The sequence below is a fragment of the Xylanibacter muris genome (assembly GCF_013166605.1).
GTDB classification, from domain to species: Bacteria; Bacteroidota; Bacteroidia; order Bacteroidales; family Bacteroidaceae; genus Prevotella; species Prevotella muris.
Genome location: NZ_JABKKF010000001.1, coordinates 125188 through 142746 on the forward strand (window position 1 = coordinate 125188; position 17559 = coordinate 142746).

Below are 17559 nucleotides of genomic sequence, written 5' to 3' on the forward strand. Positions count from 1 at the left end.
CAAGCCTCGGCATAATCAAAATAAAGTTTGATTATGCCGAGGCTAAACATTTATTCAAAACAAGGTTTAAAATAAACAAGTATAATAAAAAACAATAATTTATGAACAGGCAAATAATACTACGTGAAGCCAAGGACTATTTCAATATAACGTTGGGACTTATGTTATATACCTTTGCCTTTACGGTATTTTTGCTACCTTACGAGATAGTGACCGGAGGTATAGCCGGTATAGGCGCCATAACGTTTTATGCCACCGGTTTTCCTGTACAATGGACTTTCTTCATTATAAATGCTGTGCTGATTGTGGCAGCGTTAAAAGAACTCGGATGGCGTTTTCTGGCAAAAACCATATACGCCACCTTCGCACTTACATTCCTGCTTGACATTGCACAAAAGATTGTAATAATGCCCAACGGGGAATTCTACAAGCTCCTCGGTGAGGGTAACGACTTCATGTCGCTCATCATCGGATGTATGCTCACCGGAACCGCACTTGCCATTGTATTCCTTAACAACGGAAGCACCGGAGGCACAGACATCGTAGCGGCAGTGGTGAACAAACACCACAACATTTCCCTTGGAAAAGTCCTGTTGCTTGTAGACCTCTGTATCATTAGCAGTTGTCTCGCAATAGATACCTTCGGACCGTTTTCAATAAGATGCCAGAAAGTGGTGTTCGGCCTGTGCACCATGTTTGTGGAATGTTCAATGCTCGACTATGTAATGAACTGGCAACGGCAATCCGTGCAATTTCTTATCTTTTCAAAAAAATATCAGGAAATAGCAAACGCCATTGCCATGACGACAGACCATACGATAACCATTCTCGACGGTCACGGATGGTATACAGGAAAGGAAATGAAAGTACTGTGTCTTCTGGCCAAGAAACGGGAAAGCGTACAGATATTCCGCCTTATAAAGTCCATAGATGCAAACGCTTTTGTAAGCCAAAGCAGCGTCATCGGAGTATACGGTGAGGGATTCGACCAGATAAAAGTAAAGATAGACAAAGAAAAGAATAAATGATTACCATGCGTATAGTTTTTGCCACAAATAATAAGAACAAACTCAGTGAGATAAGAAGCATACTGGGCAACAAAGCCGAAGTCCTTTCACTAAGCGACATAGGCTGTCATGCGGACATTCCCGAAACAGGACTGACACTCGAGGAAAACGCCATGCAGAAAGCGGAATATATCTATAATAATTACAATATGAGCGTATTTGCCGATGATACGGGACTTGAAACAGACGCTCTCAACGGAGCACCCGGAGTATACAGTGCAAGATATGCCGGAGGAGAAGGACACGACAGCGAAGCCAATATGACAAAACTACTGAATGAGCTTGCCGGCACGGAAAACCGCAAGGCACGATTCCGTACCGTAATAGCACTGATTCTAAAAAAAGAGGATGCCCCGGCAATGGTTCCCCACGGTCAGGCTACGCTCACAAAAGAATTTGAAGGAATAGTAAACGGAAATATAATAAATGAAAGAAGGGGAGTAGAGGGCTTCGGATACGACCCTGTATTCGAACCGGAAGGATACAACATGACTTTTGCCGAATTAGGTATGGAAATAAAAAACACAATAAGTCATAGGGCAAGGGCCGTAAAGAAACTGACAGAGTTTCTTTCACAATAAAAAACACAGGAAAAACAATAAAACGAAGCTGTATCCCATTATATATATATATCCGAGTATGGAATCCATACCGGATATATAAAATACTAACATAATGAAAGAATATATGAAAAAGGAAACAAACAGTACTCCGGCAATAAGAATCCTTTTATTTTTTCTGCTGTCTATATTTTATGGCACAGTATTGGCTTCAGGAATAGGCACATGGAAAAACTACTTGGCATACAGCGAAATACAACAAATAGAAAAAGCGGGAGACAACCTCTTCGTAATGGCTTCAAACGACCTGTATCAGTATAACATCAAAGACGAAGCAATATATACATACGACCGCACAAACGGGATGAGCGACATTTATATAACAAACATTGCATGGTGCAATGCCGCCGGAAGACTCGTCGTCATATATAAAAACAGCAATATAGACCTTATAAAGACAAACGGCAACATTACCAATCTGTCTGATATATATTCAAAAAACATGACCGTTGACAAAACAATCAACAACATATACATATATTCAAAATATGCATACTTGTCAACAGGATTCGGAGTGGTAAAGATAAATGTAAGCAATGCCGAGGTAAGCGAAACATACATGCTTGACCGAAATATAACATCAGTAGCCGTCAAAGGAGGATTCATCTATGCAAAAGACTCCAATAACGGAGTATTGAAAGCCGCCCTCAATGAAAACCTTATAGATAAAAACAACTGGAACACCGACTATGACACAGATATGAGCATATTCAACAAGGATATGTCTGCTTACAACGAAAACATTGGTCTCGTATCGTCGCTAAAGCCGGAAGGCCCCAAAAGAAACTATACGGGCAAAGTAAAAATCATCAACGGAAAACTATACACAGTCAACGGATTTATAGGTGCAGAGAATCCCGCAACCCTGCAAATGTATGACGGTAACAGCTGGACTTCGTTCGAGACAGACCTGACAGATATTATAGACCACAGGTTTGTAAACCTGCTCGACATAGAGGTGGATCCTAAAGACGAAACCCACGTGTTCGCATGCGGCCAAACCGGACTTTACGAGTTTAAGGACACTAAGTTTGTAAGGGAATACAGCAACTATAACAGTCCGCTCGAAGAGGCATACGACATAAAAATAAACCAAGGACTGACAGATAAGGAAAAAAGAGCATACGTGGAAGTTACGACAATGAAATATGACAACGGCCACAACCTGTGGCTGGCAAATAGCTATGCCGAAAACCACTCCCTTTTCGTAATGCCGCAAGGAAAGACAGAACTCGTATCAAAACATCATGCCAACCTCATGACAACAAATAAAAAGTATTCCATGGCATCGATGTCAAACATGATGACTGACAGAAGGGGAATTATATGGTTCACAAACAACAATTACACAATGCCGGCACTGGCAAAATATTATATACAACAGGATTCATCTGTCGTATATAAACAGGTGATAAACCAAGACGGAACAAAAGCCACGCTGAATGTAGTGCCGGCACTGGCTGAAGATAAAGACGGAAATATATGGATAGGGACAGATGTCGGACCTTTCTATATAAAGTCGACGGATATAGGCAAAAGTCCCGACGACATGACATTCATACAGGTGAAAGTGCCGAGAAACGACGGCACCAACTATGCCGACTATCTGCTCTCAGGAGTATTCATAACCTGTATAGCCGTTGACGGAGCAGGAAGAAAATGGTTCGGTACAGACAACAACGGAGCATATCTCATCAGTGAAGACAATATGACGGAAATCCATCATTTTACAAAAGACAACAGCGGTCTTCTGTCAAACAATGTATCATCCATAGCCATCAACGGTAAGACAGGAGAGGTGTTTTTCGGTACCGACTGTGGGCTTTGTTCATACATAAGCGACGCTTCCGACCCTAATGAGGAAATGGACAAGAATAATGTATACGCCTATCCTAATCCTGTAAAACCTGACTATAACGGCAACATTACGGTTCTCGGACTGAGCTATAACTCTGATGTGAAAATCATAACGGCAAACGGCACACTGGTAGCCGAAGGACGCTCTAACGGAGGAACATTCACATGGAACGGGCTCGATATGAACGGAAAGCGCGTGGCAAGCGGAATATATATGGTAGTGACGGCAAAAGAAGACGGAAGCAAGGGTACTGTATGTAAAATAGCTGTAATAAGATGAAATGACAAAGAAAAGACAAAGATACATAAACCCTCTCACGGTTATATTATTACTGTCGCCATTTATCATTTATGCCCTGTCGAAACTATTGCCTATATCCGATGACTGGACATATTTCACCACACCGTATTATGACTTCGGTGAAGGAGTATACAACAGAATCATACCCCAAATAGGCTACTGGCGTCCGTTCGACGGACTGTTCGGATATGTTTTAAGCCTCAATGACAGTCTGTTCCCTACATTAAACCATATTGCCGTATATTCCGGCCATCTCGGAGGAACAATACTTGTATACCATCTGGCCAGGATATTAGGATTAAAAAGAAGTTCCGGATACATGGCTTCAATATTCTTTTTCATTTCTCCGGGAATGCTCGGCACTGTTCTCGGGATAGATTCCATGAATCAGGTTTACTCACAGCTGTGGGGACTGACTGCCACATGGCTATACCTTAAATCAGACAAATGCAATTATAAAGCGGCATGGATTATATGTGCGCTCATTGCCACACTTGCAAAAGAAAACGGAACAGTATTCCTTATCATTCCGCAGATAATAGCATACGGATTCAACAGGATAAGCCTCAAGACTGCAATGAAAGATTCCGTATATGCGTTGATTGCAATAACAGTATATTTTGCTTTACGCATATACCTTACAGCGGAAACATCGGCCGTTAACGGAGAATACCTCGACAATTCTCTTTTCAGGAAAATAAAAAACATAGGGGTATTCATTGGACTTACATGGTTGCCGCTTGACTATATAAGCCTGGCATATAAGCCTGAACGCAACTATTTTACAGTTGTAATAACACTGTTGCTGTCCATGCCTTTCATAACAGTATTATTCTATCAAAAAAGATATTATGTTATCACAAAGGAATGCCTGTCGCTTATAGTATGCATGCTTATCGCCGCATCGCCGCATCTCGTAACACTGTTCTCCACCATGCACGCATACGCAGGTCTTGGAATGGCCGCACTTATTATATGTTTTCTTACAGACAAGTTCAACACATATAAAACCATAGACAGACTGTTCGCACTGTTCATCCTCTCATGCACGTTCATTGCATGGCATCATTGGCAGAAATCATACGAATCGGGACTGACGGGCAAGAAAATGGCAATGGACATAATTGCCAGAACAGACACACCTGTAAAGAATCTTTGCGTGATAAACGTCATCGGCAACGAGAAGAAGTATTCGTCTTTCTGCGCCATACCGCGTGAAGCATTCGGATGGGGACTGTCACTGAAGCATTATACCGGATACAAATGGCCTGAGAAAATAGACAACATGAACTTCGAAAAATATGACACACTCGAAATAAACCGGTATGCGGACATGATTACCGGACAAGGATTTGAAAGAGTATTAGTGGTTCATGGCGACACCATAGACATAATAAGATAAAACCGCATACAATGGAAAGAGATAAGCAACTTGATGTATACAGGGCGTTGTCTATGATATATATCGTATGCGTGATACATTATGTGTATTGGTTGGATGTGGGCTGTGAGCCGATACGATCGGCATTACTGTTTGAAATGCCTGTCATATTCTTCATTGCCGGTGCGTCACAGTCACTGAAAAAAGATACAGGTAATATTTCTTTTATAAGAATGTTTACGGACAGGGCAAAAAGACTTCTTATACCTTATTATATATACCTTCCGATATTGTATATATGGCTCGCAGCCATGACATTCCTCATACCGGAAAACGGCTGCACGGCAGCGGACATACACAACATAACAACAAAAGACATAATAAAAACCCTTCTCACCGGAGGAAGCACCAATATACCATATTACGGATATACTTGGTTTATATCATGTTATCTCATTATATCAGTATCACTCCCTATACAGAAAAGAATCATTTCCGTTGTTTCCAAACACACATATATCATATTGGCAGCATGCATCATGCTTACGCTTTCATTCATTAAGCTGCCTATAGCCGAGAATGAGATAAAAAACATTCCCTTATACAACTTTTTCTATATAGCAGGATATTTATACTACCGCAACTACTCAATAAAAGCACTATATATAGTAACTGCCATAACATCCGGCATCTGCATTATATGCTTTCACGAAGGCATAATGATACCTATGCAGGACCATAAGTTTCCTGCGGATTTTTATTTTCTCATATTCGGAACGGCATGCCTCGGAATAATTGGCATCTGTCTGAGGAAAATAGACTTACCTTATACAAAAGTGTTGAATATATGGAACACAAAAGGATATACCATATATCTGTATCAAAACATATCGCTATACATGACTATGGCTATCGCATGGCCTATACTTCAGGACATCGAAAACTCAACAATAAAATCCACATCCGCTATTCTTATCATATTTATAGCAAATACACTATTGAGCTATCCGGCATTCTATATGGAAAAAAGAATAAAAAGCATGGTAAATGTAAAATAATAATGTGGAATTTTGTTTCATTCCACCTTTTTCTTCCGTTTTCTTGTTTTTTAGGAAAACAATATTTATCTTTGCATTGTTTTCCACGCCGAGGCTTCTTTAATGATAAAGATAAAAGGGTGGGAAATACATATTTATTAAAAGGCGTTTGCATGACGCTTTGTTCTTGACTGCTGAAACCTGAGAAATTTCAATCTTTTCATGGAACTTAGCAACGGTAGATGCCACGGGTATGATATATATTGATCATTACCACATAATGTCACATCAATTTATAATAAAGTTGGTGTGATAATAATTGTGGTATAATTATATTTTCATATCGGCGTGGGGTCACAGTTGCTCGTTCTGACAAGATGGGCAATCTCAGGGCCTCAGCAGTAGAACGGGTAACAGGTACAGTATCCCGCGCTTTTTATATTTATGGATTAACATTACTTTTTTATTGCTGAATATGGGGATACTATAAGCAACAAAATTCATAAATTAATATGAAAAATTTATTTTTGCTACTTTTAGCCTGTATCAATTGTTTATGGTTGCAGGCTGTGGAACGTATTGCACCTATATTTCCAGACTTTGTGGAACTGGAAAGTGGAAAAGACTATTATCTGTATAATACAGGAAGAGAAAAGTTTCTCACATCAAACGGAACTTCATCTTATGCCTACATAGGAGAAACAGGCGTCCGCACTAATATTCTTTTAGAAGAAGGATTCTATAAAATTAAATTTATATTTAATCAGAAATATCTTTATAGAAATTCTAATTCATTATACATAAATGAAAGTTTTAATAAAAACTATTGCTATTGGGACATTAGAAAAACTGATAATCAGACGTATACAATACAGACACCTCTTGGAAAGAGTTATTATAATGAAAACCAGTATGTCGGAAACAATACTAATAATGACGATACAAAAGTATATCCCAATCTTTCCAATGACAATAACATTGAATGGAAATTTATAGATGGTGATGCCGGTGATATGTATTATGCACGGTTACGCCTATATGATGCATTGGAAGCTATGGACGGAAAAGAATATAATATTGAAAAATTTGAAGAAATATATGCAAATACAAACAGTACCATTGAGGAAATAAACAATGCTGCCGACATTCTCAATAACGCAAATACAATAACTTCTAATTATAATTTTCCTGAATGGAACGACTATCCTATTTTATTCGAATCTTCACCTGATAAAAAATGGAATGCAAATTCTGATAGAATAGAATGTTCAGGTTTAGAATCAGGAACAAGTACTCTTACAGCAACTGTCGTAACAAACAATGATGCAACATTATGTTATGAATTAAATGGCGGAGAAAACTTAAAATTTATAGTAGACGGAAAAGAAAAAAAATCATTTTATTCTAAACAATTAAATCATCAAAGACGCTATTTTTTTGAACTTACTCCCGGTAAGCATATTATTCAATGGACTGCAGAAGAAAGTAATAGCACAATATATTAAAAAAATACAGGAATAAGAAATACTCCATTAATAACAGTGAATCTTCTTGAACCAGGAAGTCTCGGCACAGAAATACTATATAATGTAGATCATATAAAAGATGTGCGGAAACTAAAAATCATAGGTAATATGAATAATGATGATTGGGACAAGATTAAAATGATGAAAGAAAATCTGTTCGCACTTGATTTAAGCGAGACCAACGTAAAAGAAATAGGCAATTCATTCTTTGAATCAGGTTCTGAATGGAAATTTCTTCATTATATAAGTTTACCGGAAGGCATCAGACGTATCGGTAGAGAGGCTTTTTATAATACTTATTTAGATTATATAAATTTTCCTTCCACACTTGAGAGTATAGATTATAATGCTTTTTCTGAAACCAATATAAAATCAGCCATTCTGCCTGATAAATGCTTAAATTTAAGTTCTTATATTTTCAGTAGATGTTATTTTCTTGAAAATACAAAATTACCTGATAGTTTAAAAACTATTCCTGAATTTATGTATCAAAATTGCTATAAATTAAAGAATTTTAAATTACCTGCTGAATTGGAGATAATAGAAAGAAATGCTTTTTATGACTGTTATAATATATGCCTTGATTTTCCTGAAAAATTAAGACGTATTAATAGATCTGCTTTCCAAAATACAAATAAATATGGAGAAAAAACAAATCTTATAATACCTAAAAACGTATCATATATAGAAGAATATGCTTTTTATGGAAGCAACGGATACAATTATGCAGAAATACCTGTAGGATATTCAACAAGTGATAAATATAGAATTTTGCCTTCAAGCATAAAAACTATACGTCTTAATTGTCCTACTGTTGTAAAGGTTTCTCAATCTATTATAGATGATAATCTTCGTCCAAATATAACAATAAAAGTCCCTTCATTCCTTGTCAATTCATATAAACTTGACAGTTATTGGTATGAATTTGGAAAGATAGAAGGCTTTTCTACATCTGAAATAAAAGAATGGGTACTTAACAGCGACCTTGTACTCAACGCTCGTGACAGACTTGACGGAACCCCGTCAATAATAATAAATACAGGAGGAAGCATGAAGATAAACGGAACTGACGGAATGCCTATAGACAGTCTTACAATCAAATCAAATCCAGGGGGCAACGTATACGGACGTATGTTCAGCAATGCCGATGATGTCACGGTATGCGGCAAACTCAACACGGAACTGTTTGTGAAAGAAACAAACAAATGGTATTATCTGTCAATGCCATACGATGTTAGAATCAGCGATATTAAACCTGTTGAAAACAACTCCAAACGGGCAATACGCTACTACGACGGTGGAAACCGCGCGGTAAACGGCGCAAGCGGAAGCTGGAAAAACTTTTCTGACGAAGATATAATACCTGCAGGAACAGGATTTATATTCCAGGCAAGCGAAAAAGGATGGTGGAACATTCCCGCAATGGAAAATGAAACTAAACAATATCTCACATCAAACAACATGTTTGTAAGAGCATTGGCAGCAAACGAATCAGAAAAGAATTCGGACAAAGGATGGAATCTTGTAGGCAATCCATATCAGTGCTGGTATAATATACATAAGCTCAACTTCACTGCCCCAATCACTGTCCGCAACATAAGCAAAAACAGCTATGAGGCATACTCCGTTATTGACGACGACTATGCCTTGGCTCCAAACCAGGCCTTCTTTGTACAGTGTCCTGAAGGGATAACCGATATTTCATTCCCCCTCGACGGCCGTCAGATGACATCTGTAATAGAAAGCCAATCAGGCGCAAAACCTCACGGTACGGCACCTATCGTCCGTACACTTACAGACTTGCAGATAAGCGATGGAACACACACAGACCGCACACGAGTAGTTATAAATGAAAAAGCTCTCACAGGATATGAAGTGACATGCGACGCAGCCAAATTCATGAACGAATCAAATGACATGCCGCAGATATACACATACGACAATGAAGACAATAAATACGCAATAAACGAACGTCCTATAGACAATGGAACGGTAAAGCTCGGATTTATAGCCGGCAACGGAGGATGTTTCACTTTTTCACTCACAAGAAACACTGCATCAAACGTTACTCTAATAGACAATGAGATCGGAACATCCGTAAACCTTATGTCACAGGACTATGTATTTACATCCGATGCCGGAACATGGACTGACCGCTTCGAACTGCGTTTTTCAAACAATGGTACTACAGCCATAAACGAAATGAAAAAAGCAGACATGCCACAAATAGATACTTTCAATGGCGGAATGACCATAACCGGTAATGAAGCGGACATTTATAACATGTTTGGAATAAATGTAGCTCATGCGGAAAGCGGTATCCCCGTATCACTGCCTGCAGGAACATACATTGTAAAAAGCGGAGAGTATAAAGTGAAAGTGATAATATTATAATAAAGAGAATATGCGAATGATAAGATATCTGTCTTTGGCGGTTATGACGGTATTTGCCGTCATTCCGCTATTAGGACAGGATGATTTCAATCCTTCAAGTCCTTCCGAACCCGGTGCTCCGCCAACCAAACTTGTGCTCTTGGCAGAGCCGGCCGACGGAGGAACTTTATATGGAGGAGGAAAATACGTGTCAGAAACAAACATCAGTATAAGCGCATACGCAAAGACCAATTTCAAGTTTGCGGCATGGACTGATACCAAAGGCAATATTATTTCCATCAATTCATCATATATTATATGTAAAGGAACGGATAACGACACGCTTGTAGCACATTTTGATTTCAATCCCGGAAGTCCTGCGGAACCTGTTCCCGGAAGCAATCTTGTATACTACAGACTGGATGTGGAAGCAGGATATGGAGGAAGCGCTTCAGGAGGAGGCCGCTATCAATGCGGAAAACAGGTAAGAATTAATGCAACATGTAATGCAAACTTCGAATTTGCCGGATGGACAAACGATGAAGGCACGTTGGTTTCCATGGAAAAAAACTATAGCTACACAACGAATGCTTTCCCAGAAACCCTTACGGCTAATTTCAAATTCAACCCTAACAGTCCTACCGAGCCTTCCGATCCTATTCTACGTCACAACATAACCGTAGACTGTACGGAAGGAGGCACTGCGGAAAGCAATGCTACTGTTGTCCTGAGCGGCAACAAAGCCTATCTCACGGCAAATCCAAATCCGGGATATCTATTCATCGGATGGTATCTCAATGGCGTTCTCTATACCAAAGATTTGTCTTTTACATACGTTATGGGAAACGAAGACGTGAGCTTCGAAGCTCGTTTTGAATTTAATCCTGAGGCGCCGTCAGAACCTTCACAGCCATCCGACAAGCAATATGCACTGTATCTGATGTCTGAAATAACATTTCCCGGTACGCAAATAGATTGTCCGCTATATCTGACAAGTCTTGCTCCGTTGCACGATATGACATTCCGGCTTACTTTTCCAGAAGAAGCACAACCGGACTGGAACACACTGCAACTTGACGACAAGGCACAAGGATATGCAGTGGAAGTGAACGAGACTGATTCCGCAAATGTATGGCAACTGACCATGACCGGCGGAACAGTGACGGCAGGAAACACAAAACTGTTGAACATAAAGCTCAACGTTCCCGAGACAACAGCCTGCGGCACATCATATCAGGTAAAGATAAACCAGGTATCCGTAACGGAAGAAAACGGAAACACCGTGACTGCCTCTACCAGAAACGGACGTGTGTACGTATATAAGCTCGGTGATAACAACGGTGACGGTGAAATTAATGTGACAGACAAAATGAACACCGTTTTGCATGTTGTGGGAATGACAACAAAAGACTTTATACGTGAAGTGGCGGATGTCAACGAAGACGGAACGCTTGACGTAAGCGATGCTATGGGTGTAATATCCATATTGTTGGATGAATAAAAACATATAAATATGAAAATGAAAAGAATATTACCGATACTTTTCCTGTGCATGCACATCCTTGACATGCATGCTCAGGAAAATCTGCTACAGATAATCCCGCCCGCCAACGGCATTGCCATTGACGACAAAGCCAAGGTATTGGAAATATCGATGAATAATACTTATGATTACCTGGCATTTCAGTTCAGTATCTATCTGCCAGAAGGAATAAAACTGCGCAGTGGAAACAAACCGTTCGGCTCACTTCCCAAACAACGGTTTCCATATACGGAAACTTATGACGAACTGGAAGACGTCACAATAACCGAATTTGCCCATGCCGTGCAGTTCGGACGCCATGAAGACAAGGGATATACTACATTTGCCATAACGCCAAATGACCTTTCATACATAAAAGGCTATAGCGGTACGGTACTGCGAATTTATGTCACCACCGACACTGATATGCAACCGGGCATATATCCCATAAAGTTCAGAAACGTAGTGTTTACCAAGTATGAGAACAAGAAAATGGTATCCGTGAAGGCTCCTGAAGTATCATGCCACATCATCGTAGGCAATCCTTCCATCGGTCATAGTATCGACATGTCGGAATTCACCGGCTATATGCCAAAAGATGTAGGTGCGGCATTCAACGAATGGCTTGCCGGAAAACCTGAAATATCGGAAATCAACCTTACCGGACTTGACAGTACAGGAACACTTCCCAAGGCTCCGAACCCCAATGCCATATACTATGTAAAGGAAGGTTCCGGACTGTATTCGGAATACTCGGAAGCAGACTTGCCAAATATCGTTGCAGGAAACACATGCAATAATCTGTCGCTCACCGACGGCTATCCTGTAAGCATATCAAAATCCTTCACTGCCTGTACGGCATCATATAGCCGCACCGTACTGTCAGCGGGATGGTATACTCTGTATATTCCGTATGCAGCCGATATTCCTGAAAATGTCGAAGTGGAAACATTTGAATCCATAAGCAACGACGGAACATCCGTAATTTTCGTTCCTTCAGAGATTGTTCCAAACGTTCCATGTATATTCAACACAAAATCGACAGAAGTTGAATTTACCTCTGCCAATGCAAACGTGATAGCAACGACGGAACAAGACAATACAGAAATGTTTGTCGGAACATATACGGGAACAGCTCCTGGAGACATCAGCGGATGCTATGCACTGCGAAGCGACGGTTCAGGATTCGGCATTGCCGATGAGACAGCATACGTCACTCCGTTCAGGGCATATATGAAAGCCGAAAGCAATGCGAAGACATTAAGAATCATACACGGCAATACTTCTGAAATTATTGACACTAAATGTACCGGACTGGATATACAGGCGATTCAAGGGGGAAAAGTGCTGATGACTACTGATAAAACACAGGATATAGTAATCTCTACCACAAGCGGACAAACAATTTTCCATGATACACTGTATCCGGAATGTCCATCAAGCATTTCCCTTAAGGCAGGAGTATATATAATAAACAATCAAAAAGTATTAGTAAGATGAAAAAAGAAAAGATATATGTAAAGCCACATATAACGATAATGGAATTGGAAACAGAATCGCTGCTTACATCATTCAGCATAAGCGGCGGAGTGTCCGGTCCTGTAGGAATAAAGTATCACGATCCGGATGGGGATAAATCCATAGAGTATCCTACAATGCATTCGATATGGACCGAAGAATATAGGGAAAAGAACTGGTGTGAATGGTAATACATATATAATGAAATGTGGGGAATTTTGTTCCCCACATTTCATTATATCAGCTTAACTCAAGCATTTTCTTTATAGGCTTCACGGCATCTTCTGCAATATCCTTGTCTACATCAACAGAAGGCCATTCGTATTTGAGAGTATTATAAATTTTTTCAAGCGTGTTCATCTTCATATATTCGCACTCATTACATGAACACGAAGCCCATCCTTCACTTATCTCCGGAGGAACCGGAATAAATCTCTTGTCAGGACATTTGCGCGTCATCTCATGAAGTATTCCTGCCTCTGTGGCAACTATAAACTCATTATCACTGCTCTCTACAGCATATTTAAGCAACACGGCAGTAGAGCCTACAACATCTGCAACCGCAAGGACCGGTCCCTTGCATTCGGGATGAGCAAGAATCTTTGCCGACGGATGATTTTCCTTCAGTCTCATTATTTCCGACACTGAGAAACGTTCATGAACATGACATCCTCCGTTCCATAAAAGCATGTTTCTGCCTGTAACACTGTTTATATATGAACCAAGATTATAGTCGGGACCGAATATAATTTTCTCGTCTTTCGGAAATGTATCGACAATCTGACGGGCATTTCCGCTCGTGACTACAACATCCGTCAGGGCCTTTACGGCGGCAGTCGTGTTTACATAGCTCACAACCTTATATCCCGGATGTTCATCCTTATATTTCTTCAAGTCGGCAGCCTTACATGAGTCGGCCAGTGAACAGCCGGCATTAAGATCCGGAACAAGCACCAGTTTTTCCGGTGACAGAATCTTACATGTCTCAGCCATGAAATGCACTCCGCACATCACTATAATCCTTGCATCGGTCTCCGCGGCTTTACGCGCCAACGCAAGGCTGTCGCCAATGAAATCCGCAATATTCTGTATCTCACCCTGTGTGTAGTAGTGTGCCATGATAACAGCGTTTTTCTCTTCACACATTCTTCTTATTTCCGCTTTAAGGTCTGTACCTTCGGCTATAGGCTCGTTGATATATCCTTTCTCTGTCCACTCGTTTTTCAACATCGTATAAATATATTTATTCTTTTTATTTTTTAATTCAAAAATGAAAATGTTGTATATGATATGCTGTTGATACGTTGATAAAAAAACAGCTCTTTTTCTTGCATATCAAGTAATCAACCCGTGATGTCTGTTTATCATTATATTCTGTTAATGCTTTATTGCTTGAAGTCAGTGATGAACATACGTTATCAACATTTCCACTATGTGATGCAAAATTAATAAGTTTATATCTTTTTCCACCATATTTGAGTTGAAAACTTAATTAAAAGCCAATAATAACCATGTTGATATCCATTTGTCGGGAACATTGTTTTTATAGTGTTTATAACACAATTATTCTATCAATACTTATCAACACGGTTATAAGGATGTTTTCAACACTTTTTGTTGATAAATTGTGTTTTTCATTTTATTTGTCTTATCTTTGTATGTACTTTGTTTATTGCAAAGTTTTTATATTTCAATATACATGATATAGTAATGAGAAAGATAAGAACGGTGGAAATGGTCCGTCTTTCTGTTGATGATTTTAAGAAAGCGGACAAGATGCCTTTGATTGTAGTGTTGGATGATGTTCGCTCAATGCATAATGTGGGAAGCGTGTTCCGTACAGGAGATGCTTTCCGTATAGAGGCAGTGTATATATGTGGTATAAGTGCCGTTCCTCCGAGTGCAGAGATACATAAGACGGCTCTTGGTGCTGAGGACAGTGTGCGGTGGGTGTATTTTAATAATGCCTGTGAAGCTGTTGGAAAGCTTCATGAAGACGGTTATGAGGTTTATTCTGTAGAGCAGGTTGAACACAGCACCAAACTCCAGCATTTTTCTCCTATGAAGGGTAAGCGTTATGCCGTAGTGATGGGCAACGAAGTTAAGGGAGTTCATCAGGAGGTTGTGGATATGAGTGACGGATGTCTTGAAATACCTCAGTTAGGCACGAAACATTCAATGAATGTAAGTGTGACGGCCGGAATAATAATGTATAAGTTTGCAGAATGTCTTATGCTCACAGGTGACAACTGTTGATAACTTTGTTTATTTCATTGTCAATTGTCTGATTGACAATAGTATGATAAATGTGAAACTAATATATAATAATCATATTGATAGGTTTGTCTATGGAAAAATATCAGGCTGACGAACTTCGCTATGAAAACGGCATGAAGTTCAAAAGGTGTGGTCGCAGCGGAGTCTTGCTGCCGAAACTCAGTCTTGGCTTCTGGCATAATTTCGGAGGAGTGGATGACTATGGGCGCAGCAGGGAAATAACCCATTATGCGTTTGACAAGGGGGTGACGCATTTTGACCTTGCTAATAACTATGGTCCTCCTTACGGTAGTGCCGAGGAAACTTTGGGACGTCTTATGGACGACAGTTTCCGGCCGTATCGTGATGAACTGTTTATAAGTACAAAGGCTGGATATGACATGTGGCCCGGACCATACGGCAATTGGGGGTCACGAAAATATCTTATTTCCAGTCTTGACCAGAGTCTTAAGCGTATGAGGCTTGAATATGTGGATTTGTTTTACAGTCACCGTTATGATCCCGATACACCTCTTGAGGAAACCCTTCAGGCTCTTGTGGATATTGTGCGTTCGGGTAAGGCATTATATATAGGTATATCCCGTTGGCCGTTGCATGCTCTTAAAGTGGCTATAAAATATCTTCGTGAACATGATACACCGTTGCTTATTTATCAGGGGCGTCTTAATTTGATGGACAAGTCTCCTTTGGAGGAAGGGATAATAGACGAATGTTCGCGCGAGGGTATAGGCTTTATTTCTTTCTCTCCGCTTGCCCAAGGACTTCTGACAGACAGATATCTCAACGGAATACCTTTTGACAGCAGAATGACAAGAGGAAAATTTCTCCGTAAGGAAATGTTGACAGACGATGTTCTTGCAAGAATAAGACATCTTAATGAAATGGCTGCCCGGCGTAGGGAGACTCTTGCCGAAATGGCTCTTTCATGGATATTGAGTCATGATGCAGTGACCTCGGTTCTTGTCGGAGCGAGCAGTACTGAGCAACTGGAAAAGAATCTTAAGTGTATTGATGCCGGACCTTTTACCGACGATATGCTTGACGCGATGTGATAAAAAAGTCTATAGTGTCAGTCATCGGCCTTAAGATTTTCAACAGATTCCTTATGTGCCGATGCGGCTATGAATATGCTTGCTTCATACAACAGACACATAGGCATGGATACGGCCAGAAGAGTGAACGCGTCTGAAGTGGGAGTTATTATGGCTGCGATTATGAGAATTATCACTATCGCATGTTTTCTGTAGCGGCGCATAAAGGAAGAAGATATGAATCCGAGGCGGGCAAAGAGCCAGGTAAGTACCGGCATTTCGAATATAATACCCATGGAAAGACACATCATTATAAGTGTTTCGATGTATGACTGCAGTGATATCATGTTCGGAACATCTTCTGACACTTGATATGTGCCGAGAAAACGGAATGTAAGTGGAAATATAAGAAAGTAGCTTACCGCCACACCGGTCATGAACATTATATATCCGCTGCCTATTGCATTTATGGCATGTTTGCGTTCGTGAGAATAAAGGGCTGGAGATACGAAGCGAAACAGTTGATATATGATATACGGAGATGCGCATAACACTCCGGCACACATTGCTGTTTTCATGTGTATTACAAACTGTTCGGCCAGTCCGGTGTTTATTAGCTGTACAGAAAAGTCACGGCTGCCGCTTTCACCGAACATGCCGCTCATTTCAAATAAAATCTTATATGTAATGAATCCGTCATCTTTCGGTGCGAGAACGATGGCGAACAGTTCTTCCTTGAACACAAACGCCGCTATTCCGGTCAAGACGGTCACTGCGATAATCCTTATAAGGACATATCGCAGTGCGTCAAGATGTTCCCAGAATGTAAGTCCGTCTGTATCTTTTCTGGCAGTCATTCCTTTTTATCGTCAGGTGTATCCTTTATGTCTTTCTCAATCTCGTTCATTCCATCCTTGAATGAGCGCACACCCTTGCCGATACCTTTCATAAGTTCCGGAATTTTCTTGCCACCGAAGAACAGCAATACAACCAATGCTATAAGTAATACTTCCTGTGCGCCTATACCGCCTATAAACAATAAAACCATT

The 17559-nt window shown here is 40.1% G+C and carries 15 protein-coding genes; 12 read left to right on the plus strand and 3 right to left on the minus strand.

All coding sequences use genetic code 11. From position 1 onward, the window contains the following. Positions 1-101: 101 nt before the first annotated feature. The 10 genes from HPS56_RS00420 (at position 102) to HPS56_RS00465 (ending at position 13393) form a co-directional block, all read left to right on the plus strand. A complete protein-coding gene (locus tag HPS56_RS00420) occupies positions 102-1028 on the plus strand; it encodes a YitT family protein (RefSeq protein ID WP_172272164.1) in 927 nt (308 codons plus the stop codon). Continuing rightward, entirely contained in the window at positions 1025-1648 is a 624-nt protein-coding gene (locus tag HPS56_RS00425) for a non-canonical purine NTP diphosphatase (RefSeq protein WP_172272167.1), read from the plus strand. The genes HPS56_RS00420 and HPS56_RS00425 overlap by 4 nt, the downstream gene beginning before the upstream one ends. Positions 1649-1754: 106 nt before the next feature. Then, complete coding sequence (gene porZ, locus HPS56_RS00430; protein WP_172272170.1) at positions 1755-3824, plus strand: type IX secretion system anionic LPS delivery protein PorZ; 2070 nt, start codon at positions 1755-1757, stop codon at positions 3822-3824. A gap of 1 nt (position 3825) precedes the next feature. Beyond that, complete coding sequence (locus tag HPS56_RS00435) at positions 3826-5247, plus strand: hypothetical protein (RefSeq protein WP_172272173.1); 1422 nt, start codon at positions 3826-3828, stop codon at positions 5245-5247. Positions 5248-5258: 11 nt separating this feature from the next. Further along, positions 5259-6284 (plus strand): acyltransferase family protein, encoded by a 1026-nt coding sequence (locus tag HPS56_RS00440; RefSeq protein WP_172272176.1) that lies wholly within the window; start codon positions 5259-5261, stop codon positions 6282-6284. 491 nt (positions 6285-6775) lie between these two features. After that, positions 6776-7768 (plus strand): hypothetical protein, encoded by a 993-nt coding sequence (locus HPS56_RS00445; RefSeq protein WP_172272179.1) that lies wholly within the window; start codon positions 6776-6778, stop codon positions 7766-7768. 162 nt (positions 7769-7930) lie between these two features. Continuing rightward, complete coding sequence (locus tag HPS56_RS00450) at positions 7931-10183, plus strand: leucine-rich repeat domain-containing protein (RefSeq protein WP_256372599.1); 2253 nt, start codon at positions 7931-7933, stop codon at positions 10181-10183. Positions 10184-10199: 16 nt separating this feature from the next. Continuing rightward, positions 10200-11663 (plus strand): InlB B-repeat-containing protein, encoded by a 1464-nt coding sequence (locus HPS56_RS00455; RefSeq protein ID WP_253952346.1) that lies wholly within the window; start codon positions 10200-10202, stop codon positions 11661-11663. 18 nt (positions 11664-11681) lie between these two features. Beyond that, entirely contained in the window at positions 11682-13184 is a 1503-nt protein-coding gene (locus HPS56_RS00460; RefSeq protein ID WP_172272184.1) for a hypothetical protein, read from the plus strand. Further along, complete coding sequence (locus HPS56_RS00465; protein WP_172272187.1) at positions 13181-13393, plus strand: hypothetical protein; 213 nt, start codon at positions 13181-13183, stop codon at positions 13391-13393. The genes HPS56_RS00460 and HPS56_RS00465 overlap by 4 nt, the downstream gene beginning before the upstream one ends. Positions 13394-13442: 49 nt before the next feature. Here HPS56_RS00465 and nadA read toward each other — a convergent pair whose 3' ends face one another. Beyond that, complete coding sequence (gene nadA / locus HPS56_RS00470) at positions 13443-14432, minus strand: quinolinate synthase NadA (RefSeq protein WP_172272190.1); 990 nt, start codon at positions 14430-14432, stop codon at positions 13443-13445. 480 nt (positions 14433-14912) lie between these two features. Between nadA and HPS56_RS00475 the strand changes: the two genes are divergently transcribed. Beyond that, positions 14913-15458 carry an RNA methyltransferase gene (locus tag HPS56_RS00475; protein WP_172272193.1) on the plus strand — a complete coding sequence of 182 codons (546 nt, stop codon included), beginning with the start codon at positions 14913-14915 and terminating at the stop codon, positions 15456-15458. 92 nt (positions 15459-15550) lie between these two features. Further along, positions 15551-16531 carry an aldo/keto reductase gene (locus HPS56_RS00480; RefSeq protein ID WP_172272196.1) on the plus strand — a complete coding sequence of 327 codons (981 nt, stop codon included), beginning with the start codon at positions 15551-15553 and terminating at the stop codon, positions 16529-16531. 17 nt (positions 16532-16548) lie between these two features. Here HPS56_RS00480 and tatC read toward each other — a convergent pair whose 3' ends face one another. Together tatC and HPS56_RS00490 are read right to left on the minus strand one after the other, a co-directional pair. Beyond that, positions 16549-17367 (minus strand): twin-arginine translocase subunit TatC, encoded by an 819-nt coding sequence (gene tatC / locus HPS56_RS00485; RefSeq protein WP_172272199.1) that lies wholly within the window; start codon positions 17365-17367, stop codon positions 16549-16551. Beyond that, positions 17364-17558: a Sec-independent protein translocase subunit TatA/TatB gene (locus HPS56_RS00490; RefSeq protein WP_172272202.1), complete on the minus strand. Its 195-nt coding sequence runs from the start codon at positions 17556-17558 to the stop codon at positions 17364-17366. The genes tatC and HPS56_RS00490 overlap by 4 nt, the downstream gene beginning before the upstream one ends. Between the last annotated feature and the right edge of the window lies 1 nt (position 17559).